19 protein-coding genes are annotated in these 18,189 nt (G+C 68.5%); 11 read left to right on the top strand and 8 right to left on the bottom strand.

The window, feature by feature from the left end; all coding sequences use genetic code 11:
- The first annotated feature begins 60 nt into the window (after window positions 1-60).
- Window positions 61-3,675 carry a methionine synthase gene (metH, locus tag OHA18_RS07320; RefSeq protein ID WP_442914375.1) on the top strand — a complete coding sequence of 1,205 codons (3,615 nt, stop codon included), beginning with the start codon at window positions 61-63 and terminating at the stop codon, window positions 3,673-3,675.
- On the opposite strand, the gene OHA18_RS07315 is transcribed toward metH, so the two are convergent.
- Entirely contained in the window at window positions 3,560-4,492 is a 933-nt protein-coding gene (locus OHA18_RS07315; RefSeq protein WP_329003017.1) for a hypothetical protein, read from the bottom strand. The genes metH and OHA18_RS07315 overlap by 116 nt on opposite strands.
- Before the next feature lie 74 nt (window positions 4,493-4,566).
- On the opposite strand from OHA18_RS07315, the gene OHA18_RS07310 reads away from it, so the two are divergent.
- Both OHA18_RS07310 and OHA18_RS07305 read left to right on the top strand, forming a co-directional pair.
- Window positions 4,567-5,043, top strand: a complete 477-nt coding sequence (locus OHA18_RS07310) for a GNAT family N-acetyltransferase (protein ID WP_329003015.1) — start codon at window positions 4,567-4,569, stop codon at window positions 5,041-5,043.
- A gap of 105 nt (window positions 5,044-5,148) precedes the next feature.
- Window positions 5,149-6,000 (top strand): HAD family acid phosphatase, encoded by an 852-nt coding sequence (locus tag OHA18_RS07305; protein WP_329003013.1) that lies wholly within the window; start codon window positions 5,149-5,151, stop codon window positions 5,998-6,000.
- A gap of 37 nt (window positions 6,001-6,037) precedes the next feature.
- On the opposite strand, the gene OHA18_RS07300 is transcribed toward OHA18_RS07305, so the two are convergent.
- Window positions 6,038-6,709: a TetR/AcrR family transcriptional regulator gene (locus tag OHA18_RS07300; protein ID WP_329003011.1), complete on the bottom strand. Its 672-nt coding sequence runs from the start codon at window positions 6,707-6,709 to the stop codon at window positions 6,038-6,040.
- Between the two features lie 98 nt (window positions 6,710-6,807).
- Between OHA18_RS07300 and OHA18_RS07295 the strand changes: the two genes are divergently transcribed.
- Entirely contained in the window at window positions 6,808-7,740 is a 933-nt protein-coding gene (locus OHA18_RS07295; RefSeq protein ID WP_329003010.1) for an SDR family oxidoreductase, read from the top strand.
- Window positions 7,737-8,498 (top strand): methyltransferase domain-containing protein, encoded by a 762-nt coding sequence (locus OHA18_RS07290; RefSeq protein ID WP_329003009.1) that lies wholly within the window; start codon window positions 7,737-7,739, stop codon window positions 8,496-8,498. Before OHA18_RS07295 ends, OHA18_RS07290 begins: the two co-directional genes overlap by 4 nt.
- Here OHA18_RS07290 and OHA18_RS07285 read toward each other — a convergent pair.
- The gene (locus OHA18_RS07285) at window positions 8,461-9,018 is read right to left on the bottom strand and encodes a GNAT family N-acetyltransferase (RefSeq protein WP_329003008.1); all 558 of its coding nucleotides are present in this window, start codon (window positions 9,016-9,018) and stop codon (window positions 8,461-8,463) included. The two genes, OHA18_RS07290 and OHA18_RS07285, sit on opposite strands and share 38 nt — an antisense overlap.
- A gap of 60 nt (window positions 9,019-9,078) precedes the next feature.
- Between OHA18_RS07285 and OHA18_RS07280 the strand changes: the two genes are divergently transcribed.
- Window positions 9,079-9,372 carry a YciI family protein gene (locus tag OHA18_RS07280; protein WP_329003006.1) on the top strand — a complete coding sequence of 98 codons (294 nt, stop codon included), beginning with the start codon at window positions 9,079-9,081 and terminating at the stop codon, window positions 9,370-9,372.
- Here OHA18_RS07280 and OHA18_RS07275 read toward each other — a convergent pair.
- Window positions 9,369-9,908, bottom strand: coding sequence for a dihydrofolate reductase family protein (locus OHA18_RS07275; protein WP_329003004.1), 540 nt, complete (start codon window positions 9,906-9,908; stop codon window positions 9,369-9,371). The two genes, OHA18_RS07280 and OHA18_RS07275, sit on opposite strands and share 4 nt — an antisense overlap.
- Window positions 9,909-9,962: 54 nt before the next feature.
- The gene (locus OHA18_RS07270; protein ID WP_329003003.1) at window positions 9,963-11,405 is read right to left on the bottom strand and encodes a polysaccharide lyase 6 family protein; all 1,443 of its coding nucleotides are present in this window, start codon (window positions 11,403-11,405) and stop codon (window positions 9,963-9,965) included.
- 227 nt (window positions 11,406-11,632) lie between these two features.
- Between OHA18_RS07270 and OHA18_RS07265 the strand changes: the two genes are divergently transcribed.
- Both OHA18_RS07265 and OHA18_RS07260 read left to right on the top strand, forming a co-directional pair.
- The gene (locus tag OHA18_RS07265) at window positions 11,633-12,448 is read left to right on the top strand and encodes an SAM-dependent methyltransferase (RefSeq protein WP_329003002.1); all 816 of its coding nucleotides are present in this window, start codon (window positions 11,633-11,635) and stop codon (window positions 12,446-12,448) included.
- Between the two features lie 175 nt (window positions 12,449-12,623).
- A complete protein-coding gene (locus tag OHA18_RS07260; protein ID WP_329003001.1) occupies window positions 12,624-13,505 on the top strand; it encodes a DUF3800 domain-containing protein in 882 nt (293 codons plus the stop codon).
- Here OHA18_RS07260 and OHA18_RS07255 read toward each other — a convergent pair.
- Complete coding sequence (locus tag OHA18_RS07255; RefSeq protein ID WP_329003000.1) at window positions 13,469-14,224, bottom strand: SDR family oxidoreductase; 756 nt, start codon at window positions 14,222-14,224, stop codon at window positions 13,469-13,471. The genes OHA18_RS07260 and OHA18_RS07255 overlap by 37 nt on opposite strands.
- Window positions 14,225-14,270: 46 nt before the next feature.
- Between OHA18_RS07255 and OHA18_RS07250 the strand changes: the two genes are divergently transcribed.
- Window positions 14,271-14,768 (top strand): YciI family protein, encoded by a 498-nt coding sequence (locus tag OHA18_RS07250; protein ID WP_329002999.1) that lies wholly within the window; start codon window positions 14,271-14,273, stop codon window positions 14,766-14,768.
- A 233-nt stretch (window positions 14,769-15,001) separates the two neighbouring features.
- Entirely contained in the window at window positions 15,002-15,583 is a 582-nt protein-coding gene (locus OHA18_RS07245) for an adenylate kinase (RefSeq protein WP_329002998.1), read from the top strand.
- Window positions 15,584-15,610: 27 nt separating this feature from the next.
- Here OHA18_RS07245 and OHA18_RS07240 read toward each other — a convergent pair whose 3' ends face one another.
- A complete protein-coding gene (locus OHA18_RS07240; protein ID WP_329002997.1) occupies window positions 15,611-16,243 on the bottom strand; it encodes a hemerythrin domain-containing protein in 633 nt (210 codons plus the stop codon).
- 56 nt (window positions 16,244-16,299) lie between these two features.
- Between OHA18_RS07240 and OHA18_RS07235 the strand changes: the two genes are divergently transcribed.
- Complete coding sequence (locus OHA18_RS07235) at window positions 16,300-17,349, top strand: lipoate--protein ligase family protein (protein WP_329002996.1); 1,050 nt, start codon at window positions 16,300-16,302, stop codon at window positions 17,347-17,349.
- On the opposite strand, the gene OHA18_RS07230 is transcribed toward OHA18_RS07235, so the two are convergent.
- Window positions 17,333-18,154 carry a PhzF family phenazine biosynthesis protein gene (locus OHA18_RS07230; protein WP_329002995.1) on the bottom strand — a complete coding sequence of 274 codons (822 nt, stop codon included), beginning with the start codon at window positions 18,152-18,154 and terminating at the stop codon, window positions 17,333-17,335. The genes OHA18_RS07235 and OHA18_RS07230 overlap by 17 nt on opposite strands.
- Between the last annotated feature and the right edge of the window lie 35 nt (window positions 18,155-18,189).

Genomic DNA, 18,189 nt, shown 5'->3' with positions numbered 1-18,189 from the left:
GCTCGTCCTGGGGCATGACTGCAAGGGCGCCTCCGGAGAGTCTTCTGGAGGGGTTGGCAGATGAGTGAAGCCGCGTTGCGTGATCTGCTGGATCAGCGGGTCGCGATCCTCGACGGCGCCTGGGGCACGATGCTGCAGGGCGCCAAGCTGAAGCCCGCCGACTATCAGGGCGATCGCTTCGGCGATCACACGCACGACGTCACCGGCGATCCGGACCTGCTCAACCTGACCCGTCCGGACGTGATCCTCGACGTCCACCGGCAGTACCTGGCGGCCGGCGCGGACATCACCACCACGAACACGTTCACCGCGACGAGCATCGGCCAGGCCGACTACGGCCTGCAGGACTACGTCCGGGAGATGAACGTCGCCGGCGCACGGCTGGCCCGGCAGGCCGCGGACGAGTTCGCCACCCCGGACCGGCCGAGATTCGTGGCCGGGTCGATCGGTCCGCTGAACGTCACCCTGTCGCTGTCCCCGCGCGTCGAGGACCCGTCGTACCGGGCCGTCACCTTCGAGCAGGTGAAGGCGGCGTACGCCGGGCAGATCGCCGCGCTCGCCGAGGGCGGCGTCGACCTGCTGCTGATCGAGACGATCTTCGACACCCTGAACGCCAAGGCCGCCGTCACCGCTGCGCGCGAGGTCGCGCCGGATCTGCCGCTGTGGATCTCGGTGACCATCGTCGACCTGAGTGGCCGGACGCTGTCGGGTCAGACCGTCGAAGCGTTCTGGAGCTCGGTCGAGCACGCCAAGCCGCTCGTGGTCGGCGTCAACTGTTCCCTCGGCGCCGCGGAGATGCGGCCGCACGTCGCGGACCTGGCCCGGTTCGCCGACACGTACGTCGCCTCGCACCCGAACGCAGGCCTCCCGAACGCCTTCGGCGGGTACGACGAGACGCCCGCGGAGACCGCCGCGATGCTCGAGGAGTTCGCGCAGTCGGGGCTGGTGAACATCGTCGGCGGCTGCTGCGGGACGACGCCCGCGCACATCAAGCAGATCGCGGCCGCGGTCGACGGGATGACTCCACGGACCGTTGTACCGGCCGATCACACCACCAGGTTCTCCGGCCTGGAGCCGTTCAAGATCAGCGCCGACACCGGGTTCGTGATGATCGGCGAGCGGACCAACGTGACCGGGTCGGCGCGGTTCCGGCGGCTGATCGAGGGTGACGACCACCAGGCCGCGGTCGACGTGGCGCTGGAGCAGGTCCGCGGCGGCGCGAACCTGCTGGACGTGAACATGGACGCCGACCTGCTCGACAGCGAGCAGGCGATGACCACCTTCCTGAACCTGATCGCGACCGAGCCCGAGGTGGCCCGGATCCCGATCATGATCGACAGCTCGAAGTGGACGGTTCTCGAGGCCGGGCTGAAGTGCGTGCAGGGCAAGGGCGTGGTCAACTCGATCAGCCTGAAGGAAGGCGAGGAAGAGTTCCTCGAGCGTGCCCGGCGGATCCGTGACTACGGCGCCGGCGCGGTGGTGATGGCGTTCGACGAGCAGGGCCAGGCGGACACCGTCGAGCGCAAGGTGGCGATCTGCGGCCGCGCGTACGACCTGCTGACCGGGATCGGCTTCCCGCCCGAGGACATCATCTTCGACCCGAACGTGCTCGCGGTGGCCACTGGCATGTCCGAGCACAACGGCTACGCCAACAACTTCATCGAGGCGCTGCCGCTGATCAAGGAGCGCTGTCCGGGCGTCCACATCAGTGGCGGCATCTCGAACCTGTCGTTCTCGTTCCGCGGCAACGACATCGTCCGCGAGGCGATGCACTCGGCCTTCCTGTACCACGCGGGCAAGGTCGGCCTGGACATGGGCATCGTGAACGCCGGCCAGCTGGCCGTCTACGAGGACATCCCGAAGGACCTGCTGGAGCTGGTCGAGGACGTCATCTTCAATCGGCGTGACGACGCCACCGACCGCCTGGTCGCCTTCGCCGAGAACGTGAAGGGCAAGGGCACCAAGCGCGAGCTCGACCTGACCTGGCGCGAGGGCACCGTGCAGGAGCGGCTGTCACACGCGCTGGTGCACGGCATCGTCGACTACATCGAGGAGGACACCGAGGAGGCGCGCAAACAGTTGCCGCGTCCGCTCGAGGTGATCGAGGGTCCGTTGATGGACGGCATGAAGATCGTCGGCGACCTGTTCGGGGCCGGCAAGATGTTCCTGCCGCAGGTGGTGAAGAGCGCCCGGGTGATGAAGCGCTCGGTCGCCTACCTGGAGCCGTTCATGGAGGCGGAGAAGGAACAGGCCCGGCTCGAGGGCCGCGCCGAGATGGTGCGCGGGCAGGGCAAGGTCGTGCTGGCCACCGTGAAGGGCGACGTCCATGACATCGGCAAGAACATCGTCGGCGTGGTGCTCGGCTGCAACAACTACGAGGTGATCGACCTCGGCGTGATGGTGCCGGCGGCAAGGATCCTGGACACGGCCGTTGCCGAGGGCGCCGACGCGGTCGGGCTGTCCGGGCTGATCACGCCGTCACTCGACGAGATGGTTGCCGTGGCCAACGAGATGCAGCGGCGCGGACTCAAGCTGCCGTTGCTGATCGGTGGTGCGACCACGTCGAAGCAGCACACCGCGGTCCGGATCGCACCGGCGTACGAGAAGACCACCGTGCATGTGCTGGACGCGTCGCGGGTGGTCGGTGTGGTGTCGGACCTGCTCGACGAGGACCGGGCCGAGCAGCTTGCCAAGAGCAACAGTCTCGAGCAGGAGCGGCTCCGTGAGCAGCACGCGAACAAGCAGCGCAGCCCGTTGCTGACGCTGGCCCAGGCGCGGGCGAACAAGGAGCCGGTCGAGTACGGCGAACTGCCGGTGCCGGCGTTCACCGGCCTGCGCCGCGAGACGCCTTCGCTGGAGACTCTGCGCGCGATGATCGACTGGCAGTTCCTCTTCCTGGCCTGGGAAGTGAAGGGCAAGTATCCGGCCATCCTGGACAACCCCGTCGCGCGCGAGCTGTTCGACGACGCGAACACCTTGCTGGACGAGATCATCGCCAACGGGGCCTTCGCGGCCGAGGGTGTGTACGGGTTCTGGCCGGCGCACAGTTCCGGGGACGACATCGTTCTCGACGGTCTCGACGCGTCGTTCCCGATGCTGCGGCAGCAGACCGAGAAGCCGGCCGGGCGGCACAACCGCTGCCTGGCGGACTACGTGGCCCCGGCCGGTGACCATCTCGGTGGCTTCGGCGTCGCGATCCACGGCGCCGAGGCGCTGGCGAAGTCGTACGAGGACAGCAACGACGACTACCGGGCGATCATGGTGAAGGCGCTGGCCGACCGGCTGGCGGAGGCGTTCGCCGAGTGGATCCACCTGGAGGCGCGGAAGGCGTGGTTCGAGCCCGACGTACAGCCGGTGCTGGAGGATCTGCACGCCGAGCGGTTCCGTGGCATCCGGCCGGCGCTCGGGTACCCGGCGAGCCCGGACCACAGCGAGAAGAAGGAGCTGTTCGAGCTGCTCGAGGCGGAGAAGCTGGGGCTCGGGCTGACCGAGTCGTTCGCGATGACGCCGGCCGCGGCGGTCAGCGGTCTGATCTTCGCGAGCCCGTCCGCCCGCTACTTCAGCGTCGGCCGCCTTGGTCGCGATCAGATCGAGGACTACGCCGTACGCCGAGGTCTCCCGGTCGATGAGGTCGAGCGCTGGCTCCGACCGAATCTGGCGTACGACCCGGACTAGCCGCCGGAGCCAGGGCAGGATCCTCCACGAGCCGTCGCAGCTCTGGGTCGATCCGCGCCGACGCCGTCCGGACGGCGTCGGCGGCGAGCGACGGGTTGTTCTGCTCGACTGCCGCCGTGAAACCGTTGCGGAGGGCTACCTCTGCCCGGAACAGGTCGGGCCGGGACAGCTCGTCGGTGCCCGGGAGCAGCCTGAGGATCTCGCCGTACCGTTCCTCGGGTTTCGTCGCGATCAATGCCCCGGAGAGCGCGGCGTAGTCGTCCGGTCCGACCGGAGCGCCAGGGCCTTGCTGCCGGACGATCTCGGTCATCAGTTCCCGTGCTGCCGCTGCGGCTGCCGGGTTCCGGCCCGCAAAGGCGAAGTCCGGCACCTCGTCGACCGGGACGAACCTGTCGGACTCGGTCTTCGGCCAGAGCTTGGCCAGTCGTTCCTGGGTCCAGACATCGGCCAGTCCGTCGTCCAGGTCGGCCTCCGGCTGGTGCAGGCCGCCGATGTTGTCGAACAGCGGGCTGCTCAATCCGGCCGCCTGCGACATCGTGTGCCCGGTGGCCCGGACCAACCGTTCCGGGTCGCCCTGCACCGGCTCACCGGCGCCGTACCGGCGGACCGTATCGGCCAGCTCTTCCGGCAGGACCAGGGGACTGTCGTTCGACCGGAGCGAGTCGACCGCGTTCATCGGCTCCCGGTCGTCCGGCCGGACGACGAAGTCGATACCGCGCCAGCGGACGAAGCGATCGGTGGTCTCGCTGACGGCTTCCACGATCGAGTCTCCCCAGGAGAAACACGGATCGTCGGTCTTGATCAGACCAGTGGCCACGGCGTGTTCTCCTTCGTGAGAGAGGCCGAACGAGGCAAGCGTAGGGGCGCGTCGGGTTCACTTACGCTGACCGCATGACTGTGACGGTGAGACCTGCTGTTGCCGGCGATGCGGATGCTGTGGCGGGGATCTGGTACTCCGGTTGGCGGGACGGGCATCTCGGGCATGTGCCGGACGAACTGGTCGCGTTCCGCACCGAGGAATCGTTCGGCACGCGTGCCGCGCAACGGGTCGCGGACACGACCGTTGCCTTGGTCGGGGACGAGGTCGCGGGGTTCGTGATCGTGGTGGGGGACGAGGTCGAGCAGGTGTACGTGTCGCGCGATCATCGTGGATCGGGAGTAGCCGGGACGCTACTCACCGAAGCCGAACGGCAGGTGAATGCCAATGGACACAAGGAAGCCTGGCTTGCGGTGGCGACCGGGAACGCCCGGGCGCGCCGCTTCTACGAGCGCAGCGGCTGGTCGGACGGCGGCGAGTTCGACTACCCGGCCGCAGTAGAAGGCGGCACGGTACCCGTGCCTTGCCATCGCTACGTGAAGCCTGTCTGAACGGACGCAGGATTCCCCTGCAATTCAGGTTGTCGCGCGGTCAAACAGCCCGCGCCGGGGTTAGTTTGCTTTGGCAAGCATTCCCGCACTCCGAAGAAGGTCACCATGGCATTCCGTTCCTGGCGCCGGCCGTCCCGCCGGATGGTTCTGACCAGCGTCGCCGCGGTCGCGATGACATCTGTCGTCGGTGGGGTCGCGTACTCGGCCGGCGCCGCGAACCCGCAGCCGGCCATCCAGACGTCGACGCCGCACAGTGAGAAGCAGGTCACCAATATCGACGTACTGCGTCAGCAGTTGCGCAACTACTACGGCGACCCGCTCGGCAGCGGCACGTTCGCGGACACCAGCAACTACGCCAAGGAAGCCCGCTCGGTGGCCGCCGCGGGCACGCGATACCTCTCGGCGCCGCACCACACCCGCAAGACCAAGGCGATCCTGCTCGACGTCGACGACACCTCGCTGGCGACCTGGAACTACGAGATCTTCAGCAACTGGGCGTTCAACCCGACGACGAACGCGGACTACGTGCTGAACCAGCGGTTCCCGGCCGTGCCGGGCATGGTCGACCTGGTGAAGACGGCCGAGCGCGAGGGGTACGCGATCTTCTTCCTGACCGGCCGCGGCGCCGCGCAGGAGCAGGCGACGCTGGGCAACCTGACCTCGGACGGCATCGGCGTCGACGCCGGCTACCCGAAGCCGACGGCGCTCAGCAATGGTGAGGACGGCCTGTTCACCAAGCCGGCCGTCGCCGACTATCCGGCCTACCTGAAGACGGCCTGCGCGGCGGACCTGAACGGCTCGTGCACGACGATCCACTACAAGTCGGCGACCCGCGCGCACATCGAATCGCTGGGCTACGACATCGTCGCGAACTTCGGCGACCAGTTCTCCGACCTCAAGGGCGGCTTCGCGGACCGCACCTTCAAGCTCCCGAACCCGAACTACTACCTGCCCTGATCACACACCCGACCAGCCCGCGCCTGCTCCCCCGTCTTCACTCCGTGAGGCGGGGGAGTGCGCCGTACAGCAAGGTGCGGAGGGACTCGGTGAGGGCCGGCTCGAAGTTCATCCGGATGGCGTCGAGAGCCGGATCGGCCTCGTAAGCGGCAAGGATGGCTGGGACGGGATGCGAGTGGGACCAGATCGCGCCCGCCAACAGGCTTGCCGTGGCGATGAACTGCCCCGCTCCGTGCTCGCCGAGCTCCGGCAGCACGCCGGCGACGACCTTGATCATCTGCACGAAGCTCTCGGCAGCCGAACGTTTGAAGGCGAGCGCCGTCTCGGTCGTGATGTTGCGCTCCAGGACTCCTGCCTGTGCACTGATCAGGTCGCAGAGCACCGGCCGCTCCGCCAGTGTGCCGACGATGGCGGAGATCAACTGCTCTGCGCGCTCGCTGGTCGACAGCTCGGGCAGCGCGTCGCCGGCCATGTCGTCCAGGTCCGCCACCCAGGCCGCGAGCTCCGTGCTCGACAGCTCGAGCAGGACGGCCTCGCGGGAGTCGAAGTAGTTCAGCACGTTCGACTTCGCCAGGCCGACGCGGCGGCTCAGCTCGTTGAGGCTGACGTCTGCGACCGGCATCTCGGCCAGCATCGCGGCGGCCGTCGCGAGGATCGCCCGCCGCCGCTCAGCTCGCTGTTCCGCGCTCCGGGCGCGCTGGAAAGTCATGCTCACATTCTACAGACCAACGGTCTGTTGTTATCGGACCGCCGGTCTGATAACGTCGAAGCCATAACAGACCATCAGTCTTTTATGGAGTGTGGATCATGTATGACGTCCCCGATCAGACCGGCAAGCTCGTTGTCGTCACCGGTGCCAACAGCGGCACGGGCAAGGAGGCGGCCAAGCGCCTGGCCGCCGCCGGCGCGCGGGTGGTGATGGCGGTCCGGACCCCGGCCAAGGGCGAGGCGGCGAAGGCCGAGATCCTCGCCGAGGTCCCCGATGCCCAGCTGGAGATCCGGCGGATCGACCTGGCCGACCTGGCCTCGGTGCAGGAGTTCGCCGACAAGCTGGCCGCCGACGAGTCGCACGTCGACCTGCTCGTCAACAACGCCGGCGTGATGGTTCCGCCGACCCGCATCGCCACCAAGGACGGCTTCGAGCTGCAGTTCGGCTCCAACTTCCTCGGCCCGTTCGCGCTCACCGTGCGGATGCTGCCGCTTGTCCTCGCCGCGCCCGCGCCGCGGATCGCCACCATGGCCAGCGGTGCCGCGAACTTCGGCAGCATCCACTTCGACGACCTGCAATGGGACCGGCGGTACCGGCGCACCGCGGCGTACTCGCAGTCGAAGCTCGCCGACCTGATGATGAGCAACCACCTGGCCAAGCTCTCCGCCGACCGCGCCTGGGGCCTGCTCAGCGTCGCCGCGCACCCGGGGTACACCCGCACCAACCTGCAGAGCGCCGGCGCCGCGCTCGGCCGGGAGCGGCCGTCGCTCCTCAACCGGGTGGGCATGCGCTTCAACCCGCTTCCGAAGCAGGACGTCGAGATGGGCACCGAGCCGCTCCTGTTTGCCGCCGCTGACCCGGCCGCGGAAGCCGGTGGCTACTACGGCCCCTCCGGAATCTTCGGTCTCGTCGGACCCACCGGCGTGACCAAGCAGCCGAAGGCCGCTCTGGACGCCGGGACCAGCGCCCGCCTGTGGAAGGTTGCCGAGGGCCTGACGGGGGTGTCGCTCGCGTCTATCCTGCCCAAGTGAGCGAGTGGTCGAGCGGAGGAATCTACGAGTCGTATGTCGGCCGCTGGAGCCGGCTCGTCGCGGCGGAGTTCATCGACTGGCTCGAGCAGCCGGCAGGTCTGCGCTGGCTCGACGTCGGCTGCGGGACGGGCGCGTTGACGAGCACGATCCTGCGGACGGCGGATCCGTCGGCCGTGCTCGGGGTCGACCCGTCGGACGGCTTCGTCGAGTACGCCAGGCAGACCGTCCACGACGAGCGCGCGAGCTTCGACGTACGGTCGGCGGCCGAGCTGCCCGACGGCCCGTTCGACGTGGTGGTCTCCGGCCTCGTGCTCAACTTCGTCCCCGAGCGGGTCGAGGCGCTGCGCCGGATGCGCGAGATCGGATCGACGGTCGCGGTGTACGTGTGGGACTACGCCGGCGACATGCAGCTGATGCGGTACTTCTTCGACACGATGCTCGCGTTGCGTCCCCAGGACCGTGACCAGGACGAGGGCGCCCGGTTCTCGTTCTGTACGGCGGAAGGTCTCGAGGGACTGTTCCGCGAGGCCGGGTACGCCGACGTGCGGACGCGCGCGATCGTCGTACCGACGGTGTTCACATCGTTCGACGACTACTGGCAGCCGTTCCTCGGCGGGACGGGCGTCGCGCCGGCGTACCTGCGCAGTCTGGATCCGGCCGACCAGGACGCGATGCGCGACGGCGTCCGGGAGCGGTTGCCGATCGAGGCGGACGGTTCGATCAGGCTGACGGCGCGGGCGTGGGCCGCGGTCGGTTGAGGTAGTCGTCGCGGAGGTAGCCGAACAGCACGTCGTCGGTCCATTCGCCCTTGAACCAGGTGTTGGACAGCCGCAGCCCCTCGCGGGTGAATCCAACTCGCTCGAGCAGCCGGACCGACGCGGTGTTGCGGGCGTCGGCCTCGGCTGACACCCGATGCAGCGCGCGCTCGACGAAGAGGTGCTGGAGGAGTCCGAGCACGGCCTCGGACGCGTACCCCATGCCCTGGTACTCCGTCGCGAGTGTGAAACCGAGGTCGGCCTGCATCAGGTTCTCGTGCAGGTTGAGGCCGAGATCCCCGATCAGTACGCCGTCCAGATCGACGGCGTACTGGAACCAGCCGGCCGCCTCCGGATCGCCCTGCCCGAACCGCTCGACCGTCTGCTGAGCGTCGGCGAGCGGCACCGGAGCATCCCACGACTGGTAGTGGGCGACCGCGGGATCCGAGCGGTACGCGGCGAACCGCTCGGCATCCGTCGGCGTGAAGCGGCGCAGGGTCAGCCGTTCGGTGCGCACGAACATCGGGCCATCATGTCAAAACCGCGCGCTCGACTCCGTCCTAGCAGTGAGAGGAGTGCGCCGATGAAGTTTCTACTGATCCTGCAGGGTGATGGTGAACCACGCCTGCAGCGCGACGAGTTCGAGCGAGTTGCCCACGAGGCCGGCGAACTGGTCGGCGGCGAGTTGCTCGCCGATCCCCAGCTGTCCATCCAGCTCCCGGAGTGTGAGCCCAGCCAGATCGACGGCTACTACGTGATCGACGTGGAGACCCGCGATCGAGCGATCGAGCTCGCGCGCCTGCTTCCGGACGCGCGAGCCGCCGGACGGTCCGTCGAGATCCGCGCCGTCATGCATCCAACTGCCGCAGACTTCTAGACCACCTTGAACCACAGGCTGGTGGCCAGTGCGGTCTCGGTCACGCTCATGCGTTCGAGCCGGACCGTCTGGCCGCCGGGGTGGTCGAAGAGGCGCGTGCCGTCGCCGAGCATCGCCGGGGCGAAGAGGAGCAGGACCTCGTCCAGTTCGCCGGCCTCGATGCATTGCTTGGCGACGTTCGCGCCGATCACGTTGACGTACTTGTCGCCGGCCGCCTCCTTCGCCTGGGCGAGTGCCTTCGCGAAGTCGGCGACGTACGTGACGTCGGGTTCCGCCTCGGCCGGTGGGCGGTGGGTGACGACGTACATCGGTCCGCTCCACCCACCGCCGAACGCCTGGCCTTCGCCGGCCTCACCCTTGAACGGATCGTCCCCGTCGTGCGACCGGCGGCCGACGAGGATCGAACCGATCCGCGGGACCAGTTCGTCGACCTCCGGGTTGGGCCCGAGGTACGGGCGCATCCACTGCATGTCACCGTCCGGTCCGGTGATGAAGCCGTCCACCGACATCGTCACCGAGTACAACACCTTCGCCATGGATCCTCCTGCTCGTTCGTTGGTCCGTGTTGAGACGAACGAGCCGCAGAAAACTCATCGCGAGGCGGGCCCCACGTCCGAAGGCATGAGCGGGCGGTTGTGCGGCGTGGCCTTGCTGTACTCGTCGGCGCCGACGTCAGCCTTGCCGGTGCGGGGGTGGTCGTCGAGGTCACGCGTGACGGCCGGGTACGTCCTGCTGGCCGCGTTGATCGCCGGGCTGCCGACCGTGAGACGACGTACGCCGTCCGAACCGGGCGCGAGCTTCGGGTCCTTCCTGGTGGACCCGCCCGCGGGGATGGTGCCGTCGGTCGCAGCGCCCCAGCAGAGGTTGCCGGCGAACGCGATCCCGTCCAGGTACGGCATCGAGACCAACTGCTTGCCGGCGTCGCCGACGAGCAGGTTGTCGGTGATTGCGCAGCCGAGCGGTGGCAATGGACGTTGTGACTCGCCACTGATCGCCGTTCCACACGATTGAACGGTGTTCAGTGCGATCGTCACCCGGTCTGGTGCGTCGTTGCCGCGGCGGCTCTCCGGGGAGTCCTCGGGCTTGTGGTCGCGGACACTGCCGCTGCCGAGCACGATGCCGGCGCCGGCGATCTGCTCGACATAGTTGTTCACGATCAGGTGGTCGTTGCCGTAGATCCGGATTCCGTTGCTTCCGGCAAGGATGAAGTTGGCGTCCACGCGGGAGCGGTTGCCGTGCCGGAGCACGATCCCGCCGAGGCTGTCGCGGATCGTGTTGTGCCGGATGGTGTTGCCGGTCGACTTGGTCGAGATCGCCTCCGGGTCGCCGTTGCAGCGCTCGAACAGGTTCTCCTCGACGGTCGCGCCGGCGTCGCTGAGCGACCGGCCGCTCAGTCCGAGCCGGATCGGTTCGCCGCCGTTGTCACCGGCGTACGTGTGGTCGGAGAAGTAGTTCCGGACGATGTGCACCCCGCGGGCCATGCCGTCCGAGCCGGGACCCTCGACTCCCAGGAAGACACCGAGCTTCGACTTCCCGTGGAAGTGATTGCGCTCGACAACCGTCGCGTCGCCGCGAACCATCACCCAATGCAGGCCTTCGAGGTCGCCGAGCTGGATGTCGTTCCGGCTGATCCGGACGTGCTGACAGGTCGTCGGCACCTCGAACGTGGTCTGCTGCCGGAGCTTGAACCCGTCGATCGCGACGTACGCCGAGTCCGCGAACACGAACCCGTTGTTCCCGGTCAGCGTCACGCCACCGACCGACTCCGCGCGCACAGTGATCCACGCGTCCGCGGTCCCGTGCTTCCCGCTGACCGCAATCGTCTGGTCGCCGGGTACGTCGTACGTGCCGTTGGCCAGCACGATCTCGGCGCCCGGCTCGGCGGCCGCGATCGCCTTGCGGAGTTCGTCCAGGGAGCGGGCCCGGACGGCCCGGGTCCGCGTCGTGGTGGCGCTCGCCGGTCTGGCGACGGCCGCCGCGGTGAGACCGAGACTGCCGATCAGGAAGGTACGGCGATGCAGGTTGCGGGGCATGTATTCCTCCTGGGAGGTGGGGCGGTTGGCGCTCAGTGTGGTGTGCTCGCCAGGCGCTGGCAAGCGCTTGCCGCGCGAGTCGGGCGGATCTCCCGCGGATCTCCCGCGGGGCGGGACGCCGACGCCGGCGGTTCCACGACACAGCCCCGGTGCGGCGCTCGACCGGTTTGCTGGATAGCCTTCCGGCAATCGGGGTTTTCGGATCACGGAACGAGGTGGGGCAGGCGATGCCGGACTACGGCCAGCTGGACCTGATCGACCTCGACCGGGCGTCGCAGGCGCGGGTGTACGACCTGCTCCTCGGCGGCAAGAACAACTTCGAGGTCGACCGGCGATTCGTCCGGGAACTGCTGAAGCTCGCGCCCGAGATACCGGAGCTCACCAAGCAGAACCGGCGCTGGCTCGCCGAGGCGATCCGCCTGATGACCACCGAGGGCGGGATCGACCAGTTCCTCGATCTCGGCGCCGGTCTCCCGACCGCGCTGAACACGCACGAGATCGCCCAGCAGGCCAACGCGGCCGCGAAGGTCGTGTACGTCGACCACGACCTGACCGCGATCTCCCACGGACAGGCCCTGCTCGCCGACGACAAGCGCAGCTTCTTCGCCGGCGTCGACCTGACCGACCCCGCCGCCGTACTCAACCATCCGGACGTGACCCCGGGACTCGACCTGACCCGGCCGGTCGGGATCCTGCTCGGCCTGGTCCTGCACAACGTCCCGAGCCCGCAGGCCGTCCGGGTCATCGCGGACTACGTGGCCGCCGTACCGTCCGGTTCCTACCTGGCGCTCACTCATGCGCTCAACCCACGCGACGGCGGCCGGCTCGCGGACTTCTCGACCGCCATCGAGGAGAAGCTGCAGGATGCGTTCCCGCAGATCAGATTCCGGACCCGGGCCGAGACCGAGGAGCTGGTCAGCGAGCTCGAGCTGGTCAAGCCTGGGCTGGTCGACCTGACCGCGTGGTGGCCGGACGACGAGCAGACCCTCAGCTCGACCGGCGCCGGACAGCTCTTGCTGGTCGCGCTCGGCCGCAAGCCGTAGGAAATCACTGGTGCCCGGCGGCCGGCCGGGCAATGATGGGTCGCATGTCTGCCAAGGCTGCTGCCGCTCACTGATCGCACCGCGCCCGATGAACCCTGGCGCGCGACCTGATCACGCCCGTCCCGCGGACGGGCCCCGAAGCGTGCAGTCCGCCAGCCTTGGAGCCAGTCTTTCCATGAGTACCCAGTCGTCCTGGGTCGAGGTCGCGTGTGACGAGTCGGGGTTCTCCGGAACCAACCTGCTCGACCCCACCTCGCCCGTCATCACCCACGCCGGCGTCGATCTCGACATCCCAGCCGCCGCCGACATCATCGCCGTACTGCGAACACGTCTGCGCCAGCGAACCGAGTACAAGTCCAACCAACTGCTGCGACCCGAGCAGCGGCCCGCGCTCGAGTGGCTGCTCACCACCTTGCGCGGCCACGCGCACGTCCACGTCATCGACAAGACCTCGTACGTCGCCGCGCGGGTGCTGGAGTTGTTCGCCGAGGAGCCGTCGTACGCCGCGGGGACCAGCCTCGGGACGGATCATTCCGAGGCGGTGGCGGCGTTGCGGCCTCGGACCGGGTTCCTGTCCGCCTTCGTGGATCTGGCCCGGACGAAGCGGGTCCGCCTGATGGATCACGAGGCCGTGGACCGGTTCTTCGCGACGATGCCGGCCGACGTACCCGCGTTGCGTGCGGTGACCCGCGCCCGGGTCGAGGAGGTGATGCAGCGGCTGATCGACGAGGATCCGGAGATCCCGCCACCACTCGAGCCGTTGGTGCCGGCGCTCGCCGAGACGGTCCTGCACTGGAGCGCCGGTCATCGATCGGTCGCCGTGGTCCACGACGAGCAGAGTGCGCTGACCCGCGGCCGGGTGGCCAGGCTGGGAGCGTTCCTGGCCGAGCGGTTCGACCCGGCGCCGCTGCGGTCGTTCACGCAGGTCGACTCCAAGCACGATCCGCGGGTGCAGGTGGCGGACTTCCTGGCCGGGATCGCACGGCGTCGTACGCCGGACCTGGAGGAGCTTCTGGAGCCTTACACCTGTGCGGCGACGAAGTCTTCCCAGGTGTGAGTGCCGACGTCGGCGCCGGTCAGGGTCAGGTTGGCGCCCGCCCGGTACACCTTGCCGGCCTTGCCGGGCACGCGGATCGGGAGCGACAGCCGGTGCTTGCCCGTGGCCCGCAAGTAGTCGTGAGCGAGCTCTGACAGGCTGTAAACCTTCGGGCCGACCAGGTCAGGGACGAGGCCTTGTGGCTCACCGAGCGCCAGCTCGACGAGTCGCTGGGCCACGTCCCGCCCGTCGACAGGCTGGAACCGGACACCGCCCGGCGTCGGCAGCACCGGCAGTTTCGCCATCGCTCGCACGGTCTTCCAGGCGAAGTCGTGCAGCTGGGCGACCCGCAGTACCGACGACGGCACGGACGACTGAAGGACGGCCTGCTCGGCGCCGAGCTTCGACTTGAAGTACGTCAGCGGCAGTTGGTCGACCGCGGTCACCGAGATGTGCACCAGGTGGCCGACACCGGCCCGCTCGGCCGCCTCGACCAGGTTGCGGGTCCCGATGTCGTCGCCCTTCGGTCCACCGGCCAGGTGCAGGATGACGTCCACGCCGTCCACCGCACGGTCCAGCCCGTCGCCCTTCAGTAGGTCGACGGCCAGGTACTCGACACCGTCGCCGCGGTCGTGGGGGTGCCGGCTGAGGACCCGGACCTTGCATCCGGCCGCCTGCAACAGCGGTACGGCGTGGCGGCCGATCGTTCCGGTCCCACCTGTCACCAGAATCGTGCTCATGATGTGTTCTCCTCTCGCGTCTATCCGGCTGACGGATCCCGGCGGGGTGAGTGTGACCGGATGTGAGCTGGAATACATCCAGGAGAAATGTCGAGGGCGCGTCCGCGCCTCCGACGTCATCGGTGCCGGGCGCAGTACGGCGTACCGGCTCAGACTGGAGGTCATCATGAAGTACGTGGTTCTGATCCACTCCAACCCGCAGCCGTGGGGGCACCCGACGATCGACTTCACCGAGGTGGGCCGGTCGATCCCGGCCGCCGAGCGGGAGGCGATGGGCAAGGAGTTCGACGCGATGCTGGCCGAGCTGTCCGCGTCGGGTGAGCTGGTCAGCGGGCTCGCGCTGGACGCGCCGTCGACGACGCGCACGTTCCGCTGGGAGGGGAAGCGGCCGGTCAGCACCGACGGTCCGTACGCCGAGTCGAAGGAGCAGCTGGCCGGGTTCTTCGTGCTGGACTGCGCGACGCCGGAGCGGGCCGAGGAGCTGGCGGCGAAGTTCGCCGGGCCCGGCGACATCATCGAGCTCCGCCCGGAGATGGAGTTCTGAGATGGACGGCACCGGGATCCGGCTGAGCTCGCCGACGATCAACTGCCCGGACGCGGCGGCCCACGGTGCCGATCCGTTCTGCCTGTCGACGTGGGATTTGCTCGAGAAGTAGCGATTCCGGACAGTAACGCGCGCGGTGTGACGTATCCCGGTCAATTCGAGTGACGTACGCCGTACCGCCGTCGCGGAAGCTCCCATATTCTTTTGGACTTACCGAGGGTCAGGAGGGTGCCGTGACCACTGTCTTGCTGATGGGGCCGCCGGGGGCGGGCAAGGGAACGCACGCGGGTCACCTGGCCGACCATCTCGGTGTGCCTGTCATCTCCACCGGCGACCTGTTCCGCCGCAACATTGCGGACGGCACCGATCTCGGGCGGACAGCCAAGCGCTACCTCGACGCGGGCGAATACGTGCCGGACGAGGTCACCAACGCGATGGTCCGCGACCGGCTCGCGGCGGCCGACGCCGGGCCGGGCTTCGTCCTGGACGGATACCCGCGCACGCTCGACCAGGCCGGCGTGCTGGACGACATCCTCGATGCGCAAGGGCGTTCGCTCGACGCAGCGCTCGTGCTGCAGGTCGCGGTCGACTCCTTGGTCCACCGCCTGCTCCGCCGGGCCGAGATCGAGCACCGCTCCGACGACACCGAAGAGGTCATCCGCCGCCGCTTCGAGATCTACCACGAGCAGACCGCTCCGTTGATCAACTTCTACGCGAACCGAGGCATCCACCACCAGGTCGACGCCTCCGCCGACATCGACACCGTCCGCGCCCGTGTCTGGCAGGTCGCAGTGGAGCTCAAGCCGGCTGCCTGATCGCACAACCTGCTGCCGTCGCAGCTGTCAGCTGCGCCAGGCGGGGGCTACTGATTTGCGGTAGGTGCGGCCGAAGAGGCCGGTTATGACGGTGAGGACTGGTTTGGGGACGGTGTGGGCGATGGCGTCGGTTTCGTCCGGGGTGGCGCCGTCGAGGGCCCAGGCGAAGAAGGTGCCGCCTTGGACCGGGCCGACCTTGGCGAACTCGCGGCCCATCGCCTTCAGTTCGGGTGTGTCCTTCTTCGCCAGGTAGACGGGCTCGATCTCCGCCTCCTCGTGCTCGAGGTGCACGACCGTGACCCGTTGCAGCTCCTTCATCGCAGTGTGTGCGACGTCCGCATCCGCCACGCTGGCGAAGGTGTGCAACGCGCCCATCGCCGTCCGGGTCGCTGCGAGAGCGGTCGCCATGGTGTCGTGCTCGGCATCCAGCTGCGTCAGCAGATCCCGGCTCACGCCGACCTTCTCCAGTGCCGGCCACGCGATCTCGTGCTCGCCCTCGTGGTGCCGGGTGAGCTGCTCGTCGAAGTTCTCCCAGGCCGCCGCCAGCTGGTCGGCCCGCTCCCGGTCCCCGTCCGGGAACCGCCCCAGTGCGTCAAGGAAGCGATCGAGATCCCGTCGTACGGCGGCATGGATCGCCATGTTCATGCTCATTTCCCCCATGCCCCGGAGTATGCGCCCCGGGAACAACCGTTGACCAGCGCAAGTTGTTGGTGAGTATGCATGGTGAGTACAAGGTGCCCGGTGGGAAGCTCGTGGTCGCGGATCTCGACGTGGTCGACGAGCACGTGAAGACCGCGCAGATCTCCGGCGACTTCTTCCTCGAACCGGATGACGCACTGGAGCGGATCAACGGCGCCTTGGCCGGTTTGCCGATCGCGTTGCCGGCGGCCCAGATCGCGGCGCGGGTGCGCGGCGTGCTGGGCGATGGCGTCGAGATGCTCGGGTTCTCCCCGGAGGCGGTCGCGGTCGCCGTACGGCGTGCGTTGACCGGGGCAACTGGTTGGCGTGATCACGAGTGGCAGTTCGTGCACGACGTACCGCGGGAGCCGGCGTTGCAGATGGCGCTCGACGAAGTACTGACCGAACAGGTCGGGTCCGGTGAACGCCCGCCGACGCTGCGTGTCTGGGAGTGGGCCTCGAACGCCGTGATCATCGGCAGCTTCCAGTCCTTGCGTAACGAGGTCGACCTGGACGGCGCCGCGCGGCACGACGTGACAGTGGTACGGCGGATCAGCGGCGGCGGTGCGATGTTCGTCGAGCCGGGCAACACGATCACGTACTCGCTGTACGTTCCGGAGTCGCTCGTCTCCGGCCTGTCGTTCATCGAGTCGTACGCGTTCCTGGACGACTGGGTCATTGGTGCGCTCAACGATCTCGGCATCGCGGCGACGTACCAGCCGATCAACGACATCACGTCGCCGGCGGGCAAGATCGCGGGCGCCGCGCAGAAGCGGTTCGCGGGCGGCGCGGTGCTGCACCACGTGACGATGGCCTACGACATGGACGCCGGCAAGATGCTCGAGGTACTGCGGATCGGCCGGGAGAAGCTGTCCGACAAGGGCACGACGAGCGCCAACAAGCGCGTCGACCCGCTCCGCAGCCAGACCGGCCTCGACCGCGCGGACGTGATCGAACGCATGGTCGGCACCTTCCGGAACCGCTACGGCCTGGCCGCCGGCGCTGTCGACGATGCGACCGTCGAGCTCGCTCAAGAACGTGTTGCGGCGAAGTTCGGCACCGAGGAGTGGCTCACGCGGGTGCCGTGATCGGTACGGCGTTCCCGCTGACCCGCACGCGGTTGTCGTCGGGACTCAGCTCGACCGTGATGAGACTGGGACGGCCGAGGTCGTCGCCCTGGTGCAGTGTGATCGCGGGCTGTCCGAGCCCGAGCTCCCGCAGGTAAGCGCCGAACGCGGCCGCCGCCGCACCGGTTGCCGGATCCTCCACGACACCACCGACCGGGAACGGATCCCGCACGTGGAACATGGTCGGGGACTCGCGCCAGACGAGCTGGAGGGTGGTCAGGTCGCGCTCGAGCATGTAGGCGAGCAGGCGATCGAAGTCGTAGTCCAGGTCGGCGAGTCGTTGCCGGGTCGCCGTACTCAGGACGAGATGCCGCGCCCCGGCGTACGCGATCCGCGCCGGCAGGGCCGGGTCGAGGTCGCTGGCTTCCCACCTGAGGATGTCGAGAACATCCGCCAGATCCCCGGTCGGCTCGACGGACGGCTCGACGCTGGTGAGGGTCGCGCGCATGCCGTCGTCCACCGTCACCGGGACGAGGCCGGCCTGAGTCGAGAAGACGATCTCGCCCGGCCCGGTGCGCTCCGCCAGCGCGACGGCGGTCGCCACTGTGGCATGCCCACAGAACGGCACCTCCGCCTTGGGCGAGAAGTACCGTACCGGCAGCGGATCCGCGTCGCCGGTGACGAACGCAGTCTCGGAGTACCCAACCTCGGCCGCAATCGCCTGCATCGCCTCGTTGTCCAACCCGCTTGCGTCCAGCACCACCCCCGCCGGATTCCCACCATTCGGATCAGACGTGAAGGCCGCGTAGCGCAGTACGTTCGTCATGCCACCCATCCAATCACCCGGGTCCTCGGTGGCCG

It is taken from the genome of Kribbella sp. NBC_00709, from assembly GCF_036226565.1.
Taxonomy (GTDB): domain Bacteria; phylum Actinomycetota; class Actinomycetes; order Propionibacteriales; family Kribbellaceae; genus Kribbella.
The sequence above is the reverse complement of the archived record's forward strand: the minus strand, read 5'-3'. Positions and strand labels throughout refer to the sequence as shown.